Source organism: Pseudomonas taetrolens, assembly GCF_900475285.1.
Lineage (GTDB): Bacteria > Pseudomonadota > Gammaproteobacteria > Pseudomonadales > Pseudomonadaceae > Aquipseudomonas > Aquipseudomonas taetrolens.
In genome coordinates this window covers 1,779,253-1,795,415 of sequence record NZ_LS483370.1, presented here as the reverse complement: position 1 = coordinate 1,795,415, position 16,163 = coordinate 1,779,253, and the positions used below count along the sequence as shown (strand labels likewise).

General features: G+C 58.4%; 14 protein-coding genes. 7 read left to right on the top strand and 7 right to left on the bottom strand.

What is annotated here, in order from left to right; translation table 11 throughout:
* Nucleotides 1-98 precede the first annotated feature (98 nt).
* Nucleotides 99-1,004: a transcriptional activator NhaR gene (nhaR, locus tag DQN55_RS08395; RefSeq protein WP_048383272.1), complete on the top strand. Its 906-nt coding sequence runs from the start codon at nt 99-101 to the stop codon at nt 1,002-1,004.
* Here nhaR and DQN55_RS08390 read toward each other — a convergent pair.
* Nucleotides 985-2,154: an MFS transporter gene (locus DQN55_RS08390; RefSeq protein ID WP_048383271.1), complete on the bottom strand. Its 1,170-nt coding sequence runs from the start codon at nt 2,152-2,154 to the stop codon at nt 985-987. The two genes, nhaR and DQN55_RS08390, sit on opposite strands and share 20 nt — an antisense overlap.
* 366 nt (nt 2,155-2,520) lie before the next feature.
* On the opposite strand from DQN55_RS08390, the gene sstT reads away from it, so the two are divergent.
* A complete protein-coding gene (sstT, locus tag DQN55_RS08385) occupies nt 2,521-3,744 on the top strand; it encodes a serine/threonine transporter SstT (RefSeq protein ID WP_048383270.1) in 1,224 nt (407 codons plus the stop codon).
* A gap of 81 nt (nt 3,745-3,825) precedes the next feature.
* On the opposite strand, the gene DQN55_RS08380 is transcribed toward sstT, so the two are convergent.
* Together DQN55_RS08380 and DQN55_RS08375 are read right to left on the bottom strand one after the other, a co-directional pair.
* Nucleotides 3,826-4,335: a DUF1993 domain-containing protein gene (locus DQN55_RS08380; protein ID WP_048383269.1), complete on the bottom strand. Its 510-nt coding sequence runs from the start codon at nt 4,333-4,335 to the stop codon at nt 3,826-3,828.
* A 102-nt stretch (nt 4,336-4,437) separates the two neighbouring features.
* On the bottom strand, nt 4,438-5,622 hold the full coding sequence (locus tag DQN55_RS08375) for an XdhC family protein (RefSeq protein WP_048383268.1): 1,185 nt from the start codon (nt 5,620-5,622) through the stop codon (nt 4,438-4,440).
* A gap of 74 nt (nt 5,623-5,696) precedes the next feature.
* Between DQN55_RS08375 and DQN55_RS08370 the strand changes: the two genes are divergently transcribed.
* Entirely contained in the window at nt 5,697-6,392 is a 696-nt protein-coding gene (locus DQN55_RS08370) for a TetR/AcrR family transcriptional regulator (protein WP_231995661.1), read from the top strand.
* Here DQN55_RS08370 and DQN55_RS08365 read toward each other — a convergent pair.
* The 4 genes from DQN55_RS08365 to DQN55_RS08350 all read right to left on the bottom strand — a co-directional run bounded on the left by DQN55_RS08365 (nt 6,386) and on the right by DQN55_RS08350 (nt 12,395).
* Complete coding sequence (locus tag DQN55_RS08365) at nt 6,386-9,961, bottom strand: molybdopterin cofactor-binding domain-containing protein (RefSeq protein ID WP_048383267.1); 3,576 nt, start codon at nt 9,959-9,961, stop codon at nt 6,386-6,388. The genes DQN55_RS08370 and DQN55_RS08365 overlap by 7 nt on opposite strands.
* Nucleotides 9,962-9,975: 14 nt before the next feature.
* Nucleotides 9,976-10,464 carry a (2Fe-2S)-binding protein gene (locus DQN55_RS08360; protein WP_048383266.1) on the bottom strand — a complete coding sequence of 163 codons (489 nt, stop codon included), beginning with the start codon at nt 10,462-10,464 and terminating at the stop codon, nt 9,976-9,978.
* 254 nt (nt 10,465-10,718) lie between these two features.
* On the bottom strand, nt 10,719-11,183 hold the full coding sequence (locus DQN55_RS08355; protein ID WP_048383265.1) for a MarR family winged helix-turn-helix transcriptional regulator: 465 nt from the start codon (nt 11,181-11,183) through the stop codon (nt 10,719-10,721).
* Between the two features lie 159 nt (nt 11,184-11,342).
* Entirely contained in the window at nt 11,343-12,395 is a 1,053-nt protein-coding gene (locus DQN55_RS08350; RefSeq protein ID WP_048383264.1) for a 2,5-dihydroxypyridine 5,6-dioxygenase, read from the bottom strand.
* Nucleotides 12,396-12,733: 338 nt separating this feature from the next.
* Between DQN55_RS08350 and DQN55_RS08345 the strand changes: the two genes are divergently transcribed.
* Genes DQN55_RS08345 through DQN55_RS08330 form a run of 4 tightly spaced genes read left to right on the top strand, consistent with a single transcriptional unit; the run spans nt 12,734 to nt 16,109 of the window.
* Nucleotides 12,734-13,882: an FAD-dependent monooxygenase gene (locus DQN55_RS08345; RefSeq protein WP_048383263.1), complete on the top strand. Its 1,149-nt coding sequence runs from the start codon at nt 12,734-12,736 to the stop codon at nt 13,880-13,882.
* Nucleotides 13,879-14,697 (top strand): alpha/beta fold hydrolase, encoded by an 819-nt coding sequence (locus DQN55_RS08340; RefSeq protein WP_048383262.1) that lies wholly within the window; start codon nt 13,879-13,881, stop codon nt 14,695-14,697. Before DQN55_RS08345 ends, DQN55_RS08340 begins: the two co-directional genes overlap by 4 nt.
* A gap of 14 nt (nt 14,698-14,711) precedes the next feature.
* Nucleotides 14,712-15,467, top strand: coding sequence for a maleate cis-trans isomerase family protein (locus tag DQN55_RS08335; protein ID WP_048383261.1), 756 nt, complete (start codon nt 14,712-14,714; stop codon nt 15,465-15,467).
* Nucleotides 15,468-15,476: 9 nt separating this feature from the next.
* Entirely contained in the window at nt 15,477-16,109 is a 633-nt protein-coding gene (locus DQN55_RS08330; protein WP_048383260.1) for an N-carbamoylsarcosine amidohydrolase, read from the top strand.
* The last annotated feature ends 54 nt before the right edge of the window (nt 16,110-16,163 follow it).

The window sequence follows — 16,163 nt, the reverse complement described above, 5'->3', positions numbered from 1 at the left end:
ACCCGTGAATAGCGCGGGATTCTAAAGACTCCAACACTTCAGTAAAATTCGTATTTTCAAGGGTTATACTTCGGTTTTTACGAAGTGGAAAGCGCCCAATGCTTAATTACCGCCAACTCCACTACTTCTGGGTCGTGGCCAAAACAGGCAGCATTGTCCGCGCCTGCGAGCAATTGAATCTCACGCCACAGACCATCAGCGGGCAAATCAGCCTGCTGGAACAAACCTATGGCCTGCCGTTGTTTCGTCGCGTCGGCCGGCAACTGGAACTGACCGAAACCGGGCGCCAGGTCTTGCCCTATGCCGAACAGATTTTCCAGGTCGGCAGCGAACTGGAGAGCATGCTGCGCATGTCCCCCAAAGAACAGCAGGTGCTGTTCAAGGTCGGGGTTGCCGACGTGGTGCCCAAATCGATTGTCTATCGCCTGATCGCCCCGACCATGGAGCTTGATGAACCGATCCGCATCACCTGCCGCGAAGACAAGCTGGACCGGTTGCTGGCAGACCTGGCCATCCAGCGCCTTGACCTGGTGATTTCCGACAGCCCGATGCCCTCTCACCTGGACATCAAGGGTTTCAGCCAGAAGCTCGGCGAGTGCGGCATCAGTTTTTTTGCCGCCCGCAGCCTGGCCAAAGACTATGCCGAGAACTTCCCGCAGTGCCTGCAAGGTGCCCCGCTGCTGATCCCCGGCCCCGAAACCGTGCTTCGCAGTCGCCTGCTACGCTGGCTGGCCGAGCAGCAAATACAGCCGCGAATTGTTGGCGAGTTCGATGACAGCGCCCTGATGCAGGCTTTTGGCCAATCCGGAATCGGGGTTTTTATCGCACCCAGCGTGATTGCCCAGGAAGTGATGCGCCAGTTCGACGTAGAGCTGATCGGACACACTGAAGCAGTCACCGAATCCTTTTACGCCATTACCGTTGAGCGCAAGATCCGTCACCCCGGCATCGTGGCCATCACCGAGAGTGCCCGGCGCGAGTTGTTTACCGGTCCGGGCAGTTGATCACGGGCGACACGGGCTTGCACTTCATCAACCACAGTGCGAGCACGATCGACAGCAGGATCAACCCGGCCGCCGCCAGCCCGAGACTGCCCAGGCCGTAGTTGTCGATCACTCGTCCACCGATCATTGCCCCCAGGCCAATGCCCAGATTGCCGCCGGCAATGTTCAACGAGGCACCGAACGCAGGCGCATGGGCCGCGACTTTCATCAACCGCACATGGCTGATCAGGAACATGGCCGCCTGGGTCACGCCCCAAACCCCCATCGCCGCCGCCAGACCCAAAGTGGAATGGATGCTCGGTACCAGCGCCAGCAGGCCGCCGATCATAAAGGCACAGAACACGATCGAGGCAATCAGCGGATGGCGATCGACCATGCGTCCGCCCAACGAATTGCCAACCAACCCCACCGCGCCAAAGCCCATGAGGCACCAACCGACCACCGTGCCATCGAATCCAGCCAACCGCTCGAGTATGTCGGCCAGATAGGTGTAGGCGGTAAACATGCCGCTAAACACCAGCACCGAGAGCAGGATATGGCCAATGACCAGCGGGCTGCGCAGCATGACAAATTGTGAACTCAGGCTGGACTGCTCATTGACCACCCGGATCGCCGGCAGATACACCCACAACAGCGCGGCCTTGGCCAGCGCCACCACCGCCAGAATACCGAACGCACTGCGCCAGCCCCACGCATCCGAGATCAGCGTACCGACAGGGATACCGAACACCGTCGCACAGACGATGCCAAAGCCTATCTTGGCAATCGCCCGGCCGGCGTATTCAGGTCCTGCGATACCCACTGCCGTTTCACTGGCCAGCGCCCAGAACACCGGCAAACCCAACGCTGGCAACAAACGCGCAAAACCCATCACCCAGATGTTGGGCGCCAGCGCGGCCACAGTATTGGCAAAGGCGAACATCAACAAAATGACAATAAACAGGCGCTTGCGCTCGAACCGCGCAAAGTAGGCAGTCAAGAACGGCCCCAAGGCTGCCACCGTGAAGGCGAACAGCGTGACCAGCAACCCGGCCTGAGGCACGCTCACGTCAAGGTCCCGGGCAATCGCAGGCAGCAGCCCGACAATAATGAACTCGGTCGTAAGCACGGTAAAACCGGCCGCAGACAGCAGCAGGATGGGCAACAGCATGAATAACTCCAGAAACAGCGACGCCAGTGACGACCAAAAGGCCCACTGACTTGAAGAAATATGAGGATGGCAAATAGTAACAGAATGAGTACCCAGCAGGGATCGGTTACCGGGCTGTGGATACACAACGGGTGTGGCAGATTGCCCCTTACCCGGGAATCATCCTGCATCTCTATGATAAAGTCCGCCGCCCGCCATGAGCTTGGTCAGACAGACGTGCCCGGCACGCACGACTAAACTCGGCCGCTGCATCTACCTTAAACAAAACGTTTATGCTTACTGGTTCTCGTCGATCAGCCTGCCCACTTGTTGCTGACCGGCCACACGTTTTCGTATGCGCCACCCAAAACAACTAGAGACGCCTTTATGACCGACACTCCCCCTTCCCTGTTTTACAGGCTAAAACACACCAGCCTGGTGACCCAGATTGTCATCGGACTGATTGCCGGGATTCTGCTGGCCTGGCTCGCGCCTGCCGGGGCACTTTCCGTGGCCTTCATTGGCAAACTGTTCGTCAGCGCCTTGAAGGCCGTGGCCCCGATTCTGGTGTTTGTCCTGGTCATGGCCTCCATCGCCAACCACAAGCACGGACAAGAAACCCACATCCGCCCGATCCTGGTGCTCTACCTGTTCGGCACCTTTGCGGCAGCGGCTGTGGCCGTGGTTGCCAGCATGGCATTTCCGTCCTCTCTGGTACTGGTCACGCAGGACATTCCGGTGTCAGCCCCCGGCGGCATCAGCGAAGTCCTGCAAAGCCTGCTGCTGAGCGTGGTCGACAACCCGGTCAGCGCCCTGATGAATGCCAACTTTATCGGCATTCTGGCGTGGGCCATCGGCATGGGCATCGCCATTCGCCATGCCGGCGACACCACCCGCACGGTGCTTAACGACCTGTCGAACGGCGTGACCGTGATCGTCCGCGTGGTGATCCGCTTTGCCCCGCTGGGCATTTTCGGCCTGGTAGCCTCTACACTCGCCACCGCCGGCTTCAGCGCGCTGCTGGGCTACCTGCACCTGCTCGCAGTGCTGATTGGCTGCATGCTGTTCGTAGCACTGGTGGTCAATCCCCTGATCGTTTTCTGGAAACTGCGGCGCAATCCGTATCCGCTGGTGTTCCTGTGCCTGCGCGAAAGTGGCATCACGGCATTTTTCACCCGCAGTTCGGCGGCCAACATCCCCGTGAACATGGCGTTGAGCGAGCGCCTGGGCCTGCATGAAGATACTTACTCGGTATCGATTCCGCTGGGCGCCACGATCAACATGGCCGGTGCGGCGATCACCATTACCGTGCTGACACTGGCCGCGGTGCACACCTTGGGGATTCAGGTCGATCTGCCCACTGCATTCCTGCTGAGCGTGGTGGCAGCGGTGTGTGCCTGCGGTGCTTCCGGGGTGGCGGGAGGGTCGTTGCTGCTGATTCCGCTGGCGTGCAGCCTGTTCGGCATCCCGAGCGAAATTGCCATGCAAGTGGTGGCAGTGGGCTTCATCATCGGCATCCTGCAGGATTCTGCCGAAACCGCACTCAACTCCTCCACCGACGTGTTGTTTACCGCTGCGGCCTGCCTGGCCAAAGAAGACCAGACCGCCTGAATCAGGGCGTATCCAGGAGCGCCCGCAAGGGCGACTCCTGAACCGCTGGCAGGGCGCTACTCAGCGCCCATGCTCACTCAGTCAGAACGCACCCATGTAATCGCGCTTGCCGACTTCAACGCCATTGTGGCGCAGGATCGCGTAAGTGGTCGTGACGTGGAAGAAGAACTGCGGCAGACCGTAGGTCAGCAGGTAAGACTGGCCACTGAAGCGTTTTTCTTTGGGCGTCCCTGGACGGGTCACGATTTCAATCCCTTCCTTGCCATCGACCTGCTCGGGCTTGATGGTGTCAACAAAGGCCAGCACCTTGCTGATCAGCGCTTGCAGGTCAGCAAATGTGGTTTCGCTTTCGTCGTACTTCGGCAATTCGATTTCAGCCAGACGGCCCGAAACGCCCTTGGCAAAATCAACCGCGATTTGCACCTGACGCACCAGCGGGAACATGTCCGGCGCCAGACGCGCCTGCAGGAACACACTCGGGTCGATGTTCTTGGCCGTAGCATGCGCTTCAGCCTTGGTCAGGACACCGCTCATGGCGTTGAGCATTTGTTTGAACACGGGAATGGAAGCAGCGTACAGAGAGATAGTCATGAAAGTCTCGACAGTCTGTGGGCGGGAAATAAATGTGCGGCGATTATAGACCTGCCCGGGATTTTCAGGCGTATCAAGAAGGCATCGATCTGGGGTTAATCTTCATCGGCAGACATCCGGTTCGCACACGACCGTGCGGCATCCTGGCGTCACGTCATGAATGGTGCTGTTACGGCCCTTCAGCATCCCGCCCTGACGCTGGTTAAAACAGGCCGCGATTTCACTGACAATGGCCAAAGCGACCACTTCAGGGGTATCGCCTCCCAGATCCAGGCCCATGGGATAGTGAACGCGCGACCTTGGCCCGCCAGTCGCCGGACAGATGTCCAGTTCATCAAAAAGCCGCTCACTGCGCTCTTTCGGCCCTAACTGCCCGATATAGAGTGGCGCGCACTCCAGGACGTTTTTGAGCCAGTAACGGTCCTGACGATAACTGTGAGTCATGACCACCACCGCTGCCCCATCAACCACCGGCGACAAATCGACAGGCTGCTCAATAGACATCCTCGCGACATGGTCCGCCTCGGGAAAACGCTCAGGCCGGGCAAAATGCACACGACCGTCAAACACCTGAACATGCCAGTTCAGCGCCTTGGCAAAACGCACCAATGGCTGAGCATCATTGCCGGCCCCAAAAATCACCAGTCGACGTTGTGGGGCTATGTATTCAAGAAATACCTCGACGGCCACGGCACCCAGCTCATAAACCATCCGTGAAGACGTCCTGCGCTCAAGTGTCCTGAGCAGATCCGCTTGAACCCATCTCTGGAAGGCCTCGTCATGAACCCCCTCGCTCGTTTGAATGCCGTCCGCCACCCCCACTCGGGCACCTATCTTCAGACCCGGGCTCGCGCCTGCCGACAGCACGGTCGCCAGCGCGGCAGGTCGGCCGGTGGCACGCACACGCTGCAATAGAGCGTCCAGCAGTGTGGGTTGCCCGGCCTCACGCCGCTCAAGAAGCACATGCACCGTGCCATTACAGCCCAAACCAAATGCCAGTCCGGCACCGCCATCCTCAGATTCGTCATCGTCCCGCGCCGCGGTACTGTAACTACGAATGACCGCCTGGCCCGACTCCGTCAGCCACCAGGCTTTCCTGACCAACTCCTGTTCCAGGCAGCCACCGCTGACCGTCCCCACCGCCTGGCCGCCACTCGGTATCAACATCCGGGCGCCCGGGCGCCGATACGCAGAACCTTCCACCTTGATCACCGTCGCCAGTACGGCATGGGTGCCAGCCTTGTCAGCGCTGTCCATTGCATCCAGCAAGCAAAACAAATCAGACATAACGCCAGCTCCGCACTTTAATCAGTCAATTGTCGTACCATCGCCTGCACAGGCGCAGTGGCGCCGGATAAGGCATGGCCCTGGGTCAGGTCAGCATGAAGGACATACGCTTGAACAAGAAAACCGGGATCAGAGCTCATCAAGCCGATCAAACCAAAGCTCGCATTCTCAAAGCGGCAGTGGCGGTATTCGCCCGCAACGGTTATGCCGGCGGACGGATCGAGCAAATATCCAAAGAAGCCGAATCCAACGACCGGATGATCTATTACTACTTCTCCAGCAAGGAGAACCTGTTCGTCCATGTGCTTGAGCACATTTACGATGCCTTCAACCAAGCCGAAAGCACCCTGCGCCCCGATCTGTCCAAACCAATCGAGGCCTTGCGCGAACAGGTAGCCTTTTTCTGGAACTACTACGTGCACCACCCTGAGTTCGTGGCCATCCTGACGATCGAGAACCTGCACAAAGGCAAGCATGCCCAGCAATCCCGCGAGCTTGGACGCCTGTCCACGACCACCGTAGGCGTGATCCGACCGATCATCGAGGCCGGCCAGCAACAGGGTATTTTTCGCCAGGACGTCGACACCAATCACGTTTACTTGATGATCGCTTCGCTGTGCTACTTCTATAACTCGAACCTGCACACCCTCACCTCATTTCTCGGCCAGGACCTTGCCCATCCTGACCAGCGACAAGACTGGCTGACCTTTATCAGCGATCAGGTGGTTCGCGGAGTCATGACGCTGCCGGCCACCACCGAGCATCAATGAGTTCCAGGGTTGGCGCGCAAGTGCACAACCCGTTGCTGCAAGCCCTGCCAGGCAGGTTCCGCCGGGGCAAAGCGGTTGCGTAAATAAGCCGCCAATTCGCTGATTTGCCGATCCGACAAGCTGTCCTTGAATCCGGGCATGTAGCCCAGGTCTGCCGTCGCCGGGGTCGTAATGCCCTGCAAAATGACTTTTATCAAGTTGTCGGGCAGTGCACTGTGGACATTGCTATTGCTCGCCAGCGATGGACTCACGCCGAACAGTTCTGGGCCCAGGCCATCGGCGTGACAGCCCTGACAAGCGCCCTCGAAAACACGCCGGCCATTGCCCAATGAAACCGTGGATGCACTCGCCTGCTCGCTGGCCTGCAGGGTTGCGGCGGACTCGGCCGCAGCCTCGCCCTTGAGTGAGGCGAGATACACCGCCATTGCACGCCGGTCAGATTCGGGCAGCTTTGCCAGCTCGCTGACCACCGGCCCCATAGGCCCCGCCGCCACGCCATGAGCGTCGGAGTAGCCCGTACTGAGGTAGGTAAACAATTGGTCTTCAGTCCAGGGTGTCGGGGCTTTGGACAAACCGTTGAGTGCCGGCGCCTCCCAGCCATCGACCATGCCGCCGGCCAAAAATGACTGACCTCCCTTTTCCGCCCCCATCAGATTCCGCGGCGAGTGGCACGCCGCGCAGTGCCCCAGGCCATTGACCAGATACGAACCTCGATTCCATTGCGGACTGCGTTGCGGTTGCGGCTTGATTTCACCTTGACGCAGGAACAGTGCATTCCAGCCGGCCATCAACGGTCGCTTATTGAAAGGGAACTGCATCTCGTTGTTTTGGGCCGGCTGGGAGACCGGCGCCTGAGACATCAGGTAGGCATACAACGCCTGCATGTCGGCATCATCAATGTTCCTGAAGGCGGTGTAAGGGAATGCCGGGTACAAATGCTTACCGTCGCGGCTTATGCCCTCGCGCATGGCGCGCTCGAACGCCGTGTAGGACCACTTGCCGATGCCGGTTTCCGGGTCAGGCGTGATGTTGGTGCTGTACAACTTGCCAAAAGGGGTCTGCATCGCCAACCCCCCCGCGTTGGTCACGCCGCCCGGGGCGGTATGGCAGACGGCGCAATCGCCCACCGCCGCCAATAATCGACCACGTTCGAGCGTCGCCGCAGACCAGGTGCCCGCCAAAGGAGGCGTGATAGGGGCAATCTCTGCGCGCCAGGGCAACGCCGTGACAGCAATGCCCGCCAACGCGCCGAACCCGGCCAACAGTGACCCAAACAACCACTTCGAGCGCCTGGGCTTCGGCGCCTCGTCAGGCTCGGGAGTCACACCCGCTTCGTTTGGCGATTGTTTGAGTGCAGCCAGTACCCGCTCCGGAGTAATCGGCAACTCCCTGAAGCGGATGCCGGTGGCATCGTAGATTGCGTTGGCAATGGCTGCCGCACTCGGCACACCCGCCGACTCGCCGGCCCCCATGGGTGGCTCGTGCTGACGCGGCATCATCAGCACGTCGATTTTCGGCACCTGCTTGAACGTCAGGATGGGATAAGCACCCCACTCCTTGCTGGCCACCGTCGACTCTTCGAACGTCACCCGCTCCTTGAGCACACGGCTGGTAGCCTGGATCACATTGCCATGGATCTGATGCTTCACGCCTGCCGGATTGATCATCATCCCCGCGTCATGCCCGATCACGACGCGTGTCACCGACACCTCGCCACTGAGTTTATCAACCGCAACATCCGCCACCCATGCCGCCCATGCGGCACCGAAGCCCGGAAACTTGCTGTGGATATAACGGGCATAGGCGAAACCACGGCCACGCAGCACATTATCCTGCTCAGGTATCTGCATGGGCTCGGTGCGCGCCACCCATTGCGCACGGGCCGCAGTGGCCCGCACCAACTCCGAAGCGCGCTCGTCATTCAGATAACGCAAGCGATACTCGACCGGATCGACTTTCGCGGCAAAAGCCAATTCATCAATATACGACTCATGCGCAAAGGTATTGGGCAGTGCAGAGACACCCCGCATCCATGAAGCCCGAACGATGGGCGCCATGTCATTGATGGTTACGCGCATGTGTTCGAAATCGTACGGCGGGATCGAGGTGCGATCTCCCATCTCGAACATTGCCGCCACCGGCTCCACCCGCCCTGTCAGCAACAGGGCCAGGGTCGGCGCGCCATTGGACGGATAGCTGGTCTGAAAGTCATAGCCCGCCACCGCGCCATCGGCATTGAGCCCGCCGCTCACTTCCATCAATTGTGCCGAGCCTTTGGGCTCCCAGACATGCTCCTGCTCACGGGTCAGCTGCACCCTTACCGCAACCCCCACGGCACGGGACAGCAACAGTGCATCCGCGCACACGTCATCGGCACAATTGCGCCCATAGCAACCCGCAGCCTCCATGCGGATCACTTCAATGCGCTCTTCGGGATACTCCAGCAACCAAGCCAGGTCAGCGCGCAATAAATGCGGGTTTTGCGTACCGGACCACACACGTATGTGGTCGCCCTGATAATCCGCCAGGCCACAGGACGGACCAATGGAGCCATGGATTTGATAGGGCCACAGATAAGTACGGTTCATCTGCTCGCTGGCCTGCTCCAGCGCCTGTTCCACATTCCCCTTGTCCAGCACGACCCTCTGGACCCGCGGGTTGGCACGGATTGCCTGCTCGACATCGTTCATGTCCGGCAGCTTGAAATTCCAGTCCTTCCAAGTGACTTTCAGCGCTTGAGCGGCTTTTACTGCCTGCTCTTCACGCATCGCAACCACGCCCACAAAGTCGCGGATCACCACGACCTTGACGATGCCCGGGATGTGAGCAATCGAGGACTCATCCACCTGCAGCAGGCTATTGCCAACAAAATCACCGCTATCAAGTCCAGCGTAAGGCGGGCGAATGACACGGCCATGCAACATGCCCGGTACGCGCATATCGTGCACATAGGTCAGTTCGCCGGTGGCTTTGCCAGGAATATCGACCCGGGCCGAGTCCTTGCCTACCCGCTGGTAATCTTCCGGTCGTTTGAGCGGAGCATCGCCGGCGATACCGATCTCGAAGTGTTCACCCTCGACCAGTTGAGCGAATGTCAACTGGCGGCCATCGTCACTCTTGACCACCCCATCCTCTATCACCAGGGTGTGAACCTCGACACCGAACTGCGCACCAGCCCTTGCCAGGAGGAAACGCCGCGCTTCGGCCGCCGCATTGCGCAAAGGAATCGCCGTGATCTGAATGGTCGCACTGGCAATGGTGGCGCCCTGGTTAGGCGCACTGGCGGTGTCCCCCAGCACCATGCAAACCTGATCCAGGGTCAAATCCAGTTCTTCCGCAACGATTTGCGCTAACGAGGTTCTGATACCGGTCCCGAGATCCACATGACCGTTAAATGCATACACCAGACCATCATCGTTCACAGCAATAAACAGCCCCAATTCCTTGGGTTTGAACACCGGGACCCCGCCTTTGGGCACCAGCCCGGGGGGTGGCTGAATCTCATCAACCACCAACAAAACGCCGGACTTGGCCAGCAACTGATCACGGGTGAGCGTGGTAAGGGACATAGTCATCAATCCGTTCAAGGCTTTCGGCAAGCGGCAAGCATGACCGCACGAATAATTTCGACATGGGTGCCACAGCGGCAAAGGTTGGCAGACAACTCGTTTCGTACCTGCGCCTCGCTGGGGTGCGGGTTACGGTCGAGCAAAGCCTTGGCAGTCATGATCATTCCGTTCATGCAGTAGCCGCATTGCGCCGCCTGCTCATCAATGAACGCCTGCTGCACAAGGTGCGGGGCAGCCCGCGTACCAAGGCCTTCGAGGGTGGTGATTTCACGCCCCTCAGCCCCGGCCAGCGGAAACACACAAGATCGGGCAGCCACTCCGTCAATGATCACGGTACACGCACCGCATTCACCCAGGCCGCACCCGTATTTGGGGCCGTTAAGCTGTAAATCGTTACGCAGAATCAACAGCAACGGCGTATCAGCCATTGCAGTGACCTCTATGCCCTGCCCGTTCACCTGCAGTGTTACCGTCGTAGTCGGTGCCAGCGTTTGATCACTCATGTCCCGCTTCCCCAGGTGGCATCGTCCGCACTGTTTTAAAGCGGATCTTATTAAGTAATCACTTCATGAAAAGGGCAAAACAAGTCGCCGCGCAGGTCAAGCGTGGGCACGCAAGCGCAGTGCACGTAAAAGGTGCAGGCGTTAAAGGACAAAAATCTATCCAGCGCTCGGCGTTACCTCTGGCACCCTTTTTTTGATGAAGTGACTACTTAACCAAAAAGGAGCAAGAATAATGCCAAGGCCTGCAAGAAAACTCAGTCGCTGCTTTCATCCACCATTTTGCGCAGCAAATAAAGTATCGCCACGCGCTCGGCAGGATTGAGCTTGCCTAACGTCAGCTCACTCACCCGGGCGGCGCTGGGCTGGGTATCACGCACCAACTGCTGACCGGCTTCAGTCAGGCTTACGATGACCTTGCGCCGGTCATGGGCGGCGGGTTCCAGCGTAATCAGGCCACGTCCTTGCAAGCGCTCAACAATGCCGCGAATCGTTGCCTGATCAACGGCCGTGGCCTTGATCAATTCACTCAAGGAACTGGGACCGTGATCATGCACCGCGCACAGGGTGATGAACTGGACGGCAGTCAATTGCGAGTCCCCGATGTTCTGCTGAAAAATGGCCATATTGCGCTGGTAAGCCTTGCGCAACAAATGGCCCACCTGCTCGGAAAAGTCATATGCAACGGTACTGTCCGGGGTTTGGTCTGTCGTATCCGACACTGCAGCCTCTATCGATCAAAAAGGGTTAAAAGGGCAATTCCAGGTGTAAACGGCAACTACCTTAACTGCCAGAATGCCATCAAGGTAAACCTCGTACGCAAAAGGTCTGCGTTCGCAGCCGGGGCCGAGTAAAACAAGGCACCCGGGCTGCGCGGTGTCTCACGAAGCAATAGAACCTTGCGGGGCCACGACTACGCCTGCGGCCACCACCGCCTGGTCATCGAGGTAGATATCGCAGTGGCGCAACGGGATATCCAGATGGCATGGCGTTTTACGTGTCCCTCCCACCTCGGTATTGGGCCCGGTCGAAAATAGGAAGTTGCCGTAAAACGCCCGCGCATCCATGCACATGCCGTCGTTTTTGTCATGCAAGCCCATCGCGGTCCACTGTGCACGCGGCTGCAACCCCCAACCGATGTGAGAGATACCGTAGACCTCGGGGTCATTGAAATACTTCAGGTAATCGCGCAGGTATTCGGCCTCGAAACCGCCGTGAATCGATGTGATGAAGCCCTTGTCGATTTCCAGGGTGATCTGCTCTCGCGAATAATTTTTGAACGGCAGCACGATGTCCCCCACATCGATCACCAGCACTCCTTGCGCGGTTTCTTCATTCGGCCAGCTGAACAGAAAACCGCTGGGCCAGTGATCCCAGCGCCCCGGTTCATCGGCAAAACCATATTCGGTCACTGCGGGATACTGCCCCAGCGCAGCCCTGAAATCACTGCCCGCCTTTGATCTGACATGAATGGAGCGCGCTTGTTTGAGGAGTTTTTCAGCGGCCATCACGCGCTCTTTGTCCGCCAGCGTTGGCAGCATCCGCGCCAGCACTTCCGGTGGTTCGACAGCCAACAAGATACGGGTACCGGTCTTGAGAATCTGTTCCTGTTCCGGGGAGTGCAACAACATCATGGTATCGACCACCAGATCTGCCGCTTCCAGCGCCCGCTGCGCCGCAATATTGCCCGTCAGCGCGGTATCCCCACAGTAAGCCGTCATGTCATTGCCCATCGCCATCGGGTGATTGAACGACGGCAACTCGACGGCATACACCTTGGCCCCGAGCCGCTGTGCCGCATCCATGGCCGCCCGCACGGTACGCGGGTCCGAGTAATGACTTTTCAACACGGCAACGCTTTGGGTCGCGTCGACTTTCGACAATTTCAACACGTGCTCAAACATCTGAGTCAACTCGCAGTCGCTCACCGGCATTTTCTGTTCCTCTCAATTGATGTGCTGAGTGAATGACACGCCCGCCTTTCGATCCAGAAGGACAGCGGCGTTTCATGATTCTAATTTAAAGCGTATACGCTAGTTATTGGTAAGCCTCCAATATTTTTATAGATTTTATAAAAATGAGAAGAAACGTAACACATCGAAAAAAAACCAGCAAATACCGGGTGCAACCTGAAAAAAACCTCGACTGTGGATTAATTTTATTTTCAGGAAGGTATGTACATCGACAAAAACAATAGCGTATACACTACAAATAATCGCTCATGAACCCCATGTGCTTTCCAGCCACCTCAAGAAGAAAAAAGGAACACTGCATGCGAAACACACAAAAAATCGCCATTGTCGGCGCAGGCCTGGGAGGCGCTGCGGCGGCAACATTGCTCCAGAAGGCAGGATTCCAGGTTGACGTTTATGAGCAGGCCCCCGAGTTCTCCCGCATCGGCGCGGGAATTCACATGGGCCCCAACATCATGAAAATTTTCCGCCGCATGGGTATCGAGCAGCAATTGAGCGATATGGGCTCACACCCGGACTTCTGGTTCAGCCGAGACGGCGCCAGTGGTGACTATTTGTCCCGGATCCCTCTGGGTGAACACGCGCGCAAAGAATACGGCGCGGCCTATATCACCGTTCACCGCGCAGACCTGCATGCACTGCAAATGTCGACCATTGCAGCAGGGACCATGCACTTCAATAAGTGCCTGATACGGATTGAAGAGACCGAAAATCTGGTGCGCCTGCATTTCAACGATGGCACCAGTACCGAGGCCGATATTGTGATTGGCGCTGATGGCATCAACTCCAAAATCCGCGAAGAACTGCTCGGTGCAGAAAAGCCGCTTTACAGCGGATGGGTCGCCCACCGCGCACTGATCCGCGGTGAAGCGCTGGCCAAGTACAACTTCGACTTCGAAAACTGCGTGAAGTGGTGGAGCGAGGATCGCCATATGATGGTTTATCACACCACCGCCAAGCGTGATGAGTACTACTACGTAACCGGCGTACCCCACCCGGCCTGGGATTTCCAGGGCAGCTTTATCGACAGCAGCCGTGAAGAAATGTCCGAGGCATTCAAGGGTTACCACCCCACCGTTCAGGCCTTGATTGAATCCAGCGAGAGCGTGACCAAGTGGCCTCTGCTCAACCGTAACCCACTGCCGCTTTGGAGCCGTGGGCGCATGGTATTGCTCGGCGATGCCTGCCATCCCATGAAGCCACACATGGCCCAAGGCGCAGGCATGGCGATTGAAGATGCCGCCATGTTGACCCGCTGCCTGCAAGAAACCGGGCTGACTGACTACCAGACCGCTTTCCAGTTGTATGAGGCCAACCGCAAGGATCGCGCTTCGCGGGTACAGGCCGTCTCGAATGCCAACACGTGGCTGCGGACCCAGGAAGATCCGGCCTGGGTGTACGGCTACGACATCTATAGCCATTCACTCGAAACGGAAGCCCTGGCATGAGTACGTTCATACATGGAGGAAACGTCCAGGCCAACGGCATCCGTCAGCATTATCTGCGCTATGGCGGCCAGGACAACGGCCGCAAACCGGTCTTGCTGCTGATCCCCGGCATCACCAGCCCTGCGATCACCTGGGGGTTTGTTGCAGAACGGTTGGGGGAGCATTTCGACACCTACGTACTGGATGTGCGGGGGCGCGGTTTATCGTGCAGCGCGCCTGAACTCGACTACGGCACCGATGCATGCGCCGACGACATCAGTGCGTTCGCCCATGCCATGGGCTTTGTCGACTACCACCTGGCCGGCCATTCCATGGGCGCCCGCTTTGCCGTGCGCAGCACTGCGCGAAACCCCGCAGGCGTCAAAAGCCTGGTCTTGATCGACCCCCCGGTATCCGGCCCCGGTCGTCGCGAATATCCGAGCAAGCTGGCGTGGTACGTGGACTCCATACGCCTGGCCCAAAGCGGCATGGATATCGAAGCCATGCGTACCTTCTGCCCGACATGGAGCGATGAGCAATTGCAGTTGCGCGCCGAATGGCTGCACACCTGCCATGAACCCGCCATCATCCGCGCTTTCAATGATTTCCATGACGTGGACTTCCACCAGGATCTTCCCAAGCTGCAGGTGCCGACATTACTGATGGTCGCCGGACGTGGCGGGGTCATTCAGGAGGCCGATGAAGCCGAAATTCAGGACCTGCTGCCGACCCTCCAGATCGCCCGCGTCGCACAGGCGGGACACATGATCCCGTGGGATGACCTCGAAGGCTTTCTGGGTGCATTCAATCTGTTTTTCAACCACTCGCCGACCTGAAAAGGAGAACCCCCGTGATCAAGCCTTATCGCATCGGCCAGATTGTGCCGAGTTCCAACACCACCATGGAAACCGAGATCCCGGCGATGCTCACCGCGCGCCAGTTGATCCGCCCCGAGCGCTTCACCTTTCACTCCAGCCGCATGCGCATGAAACAAGTACGCAAGGAAGAGCTCGCTGCAATGGATGGTGAGTCTGACCGCTGCGCTGTTGAACTGTCCGATGCCAGGGTCGATGTGCTGGGCTATGCCTGCCTCGTCGCCATCATGGCCATGGGCCTGGGCTATCACCGCCAGTCCGAGAAACGCCTGACCCGGGCCACCGCCGAAAACGATGCCAACGCTCCGGTCATTACCAGTGCCGGCGCACTCATCGATGGCCTCAAGGTCATGGGGGCAAAAAAAATCGCCATCGTGGCGCCCTATATGAAGCCGCTGACAGAGCTGGTGGTCGATTACATTCGCGCAGAAGGGTTTGAAGTGGTGGATTGGCGCGCCCTGGAAATCCCCGACAATCTGCAAGTCGCCCTGCATGATCCGGCCAACCTGCCAGGCATTGTCAACGGCATGAATCTTGAAGGCGTGGACGTGATCGTGCTGTCTGCCTGCGTACAAATGCAGTCGCTGCAAGTCGTGCCTCAGGTTGAAGCCCAAACCGGAAAGCCGGTGCTGACCGCCGCCATCGCCACCACCTACGCAATGCTCAAGGCCCTCGACCTTGAACCTATCGTCCCGGGTGCAGGCGCATTGCTTTCAGGCGCTTATAAATAGGAGCGAATGATGAATCAGGAACAAAGTGCCGACGCCAACTATGCAGGCGTCTGGGGGCAACGAATCGGCTTTGGCAACAAGCCTGCACTGCTCATGATTGACTTCATGAAAGGCTACACCCAGGAAGGAGCTCCCCTGTTCGCTCCCGGCGTGGTCAGTGCCGTGGCCCAGAGCGTTGAATTGCTGGCCTGTGCCCGCCAGGCGAACATCCTGGTTGTGCATACCAACATCCGCTATCACCCGGGACACTTTGCCGACGGCGGTATCTGGATAAAAAAGGCACCGGTCATGCGGGACATGGTTGAAGGCAATCCTCTGGCAGACTTCTGCGAACCCTTGCAGCCCAACGCTGATGAGGTCGTGATCAGCAAGCAATATGCCAGCTCGTTTTTCGGCACCAGCCTGGCCTCACTGCTGCGCGCCCAAGGCATCGACACCGTGGTGCTGGCCGGCTGCTCCACCAGCGGCTGTATCCGCGCAACGGCGGTGGACGCCGTGCAGCACGGTTTCCGTACCATCGTGGTGCGAGAGTGTGTAGGCGATCGCCACAGCGCACCGCACGAAGCCAATCTGTTCGATATCGACAGCAAATATGGCGACGTCGTGAGTAAACAGGAGGCCATGAACCACTTCAGCCAATGATGCAATTTCAACGCCCTGAACAGCACACTGCAATGAAGGGCAAACCTGACAATG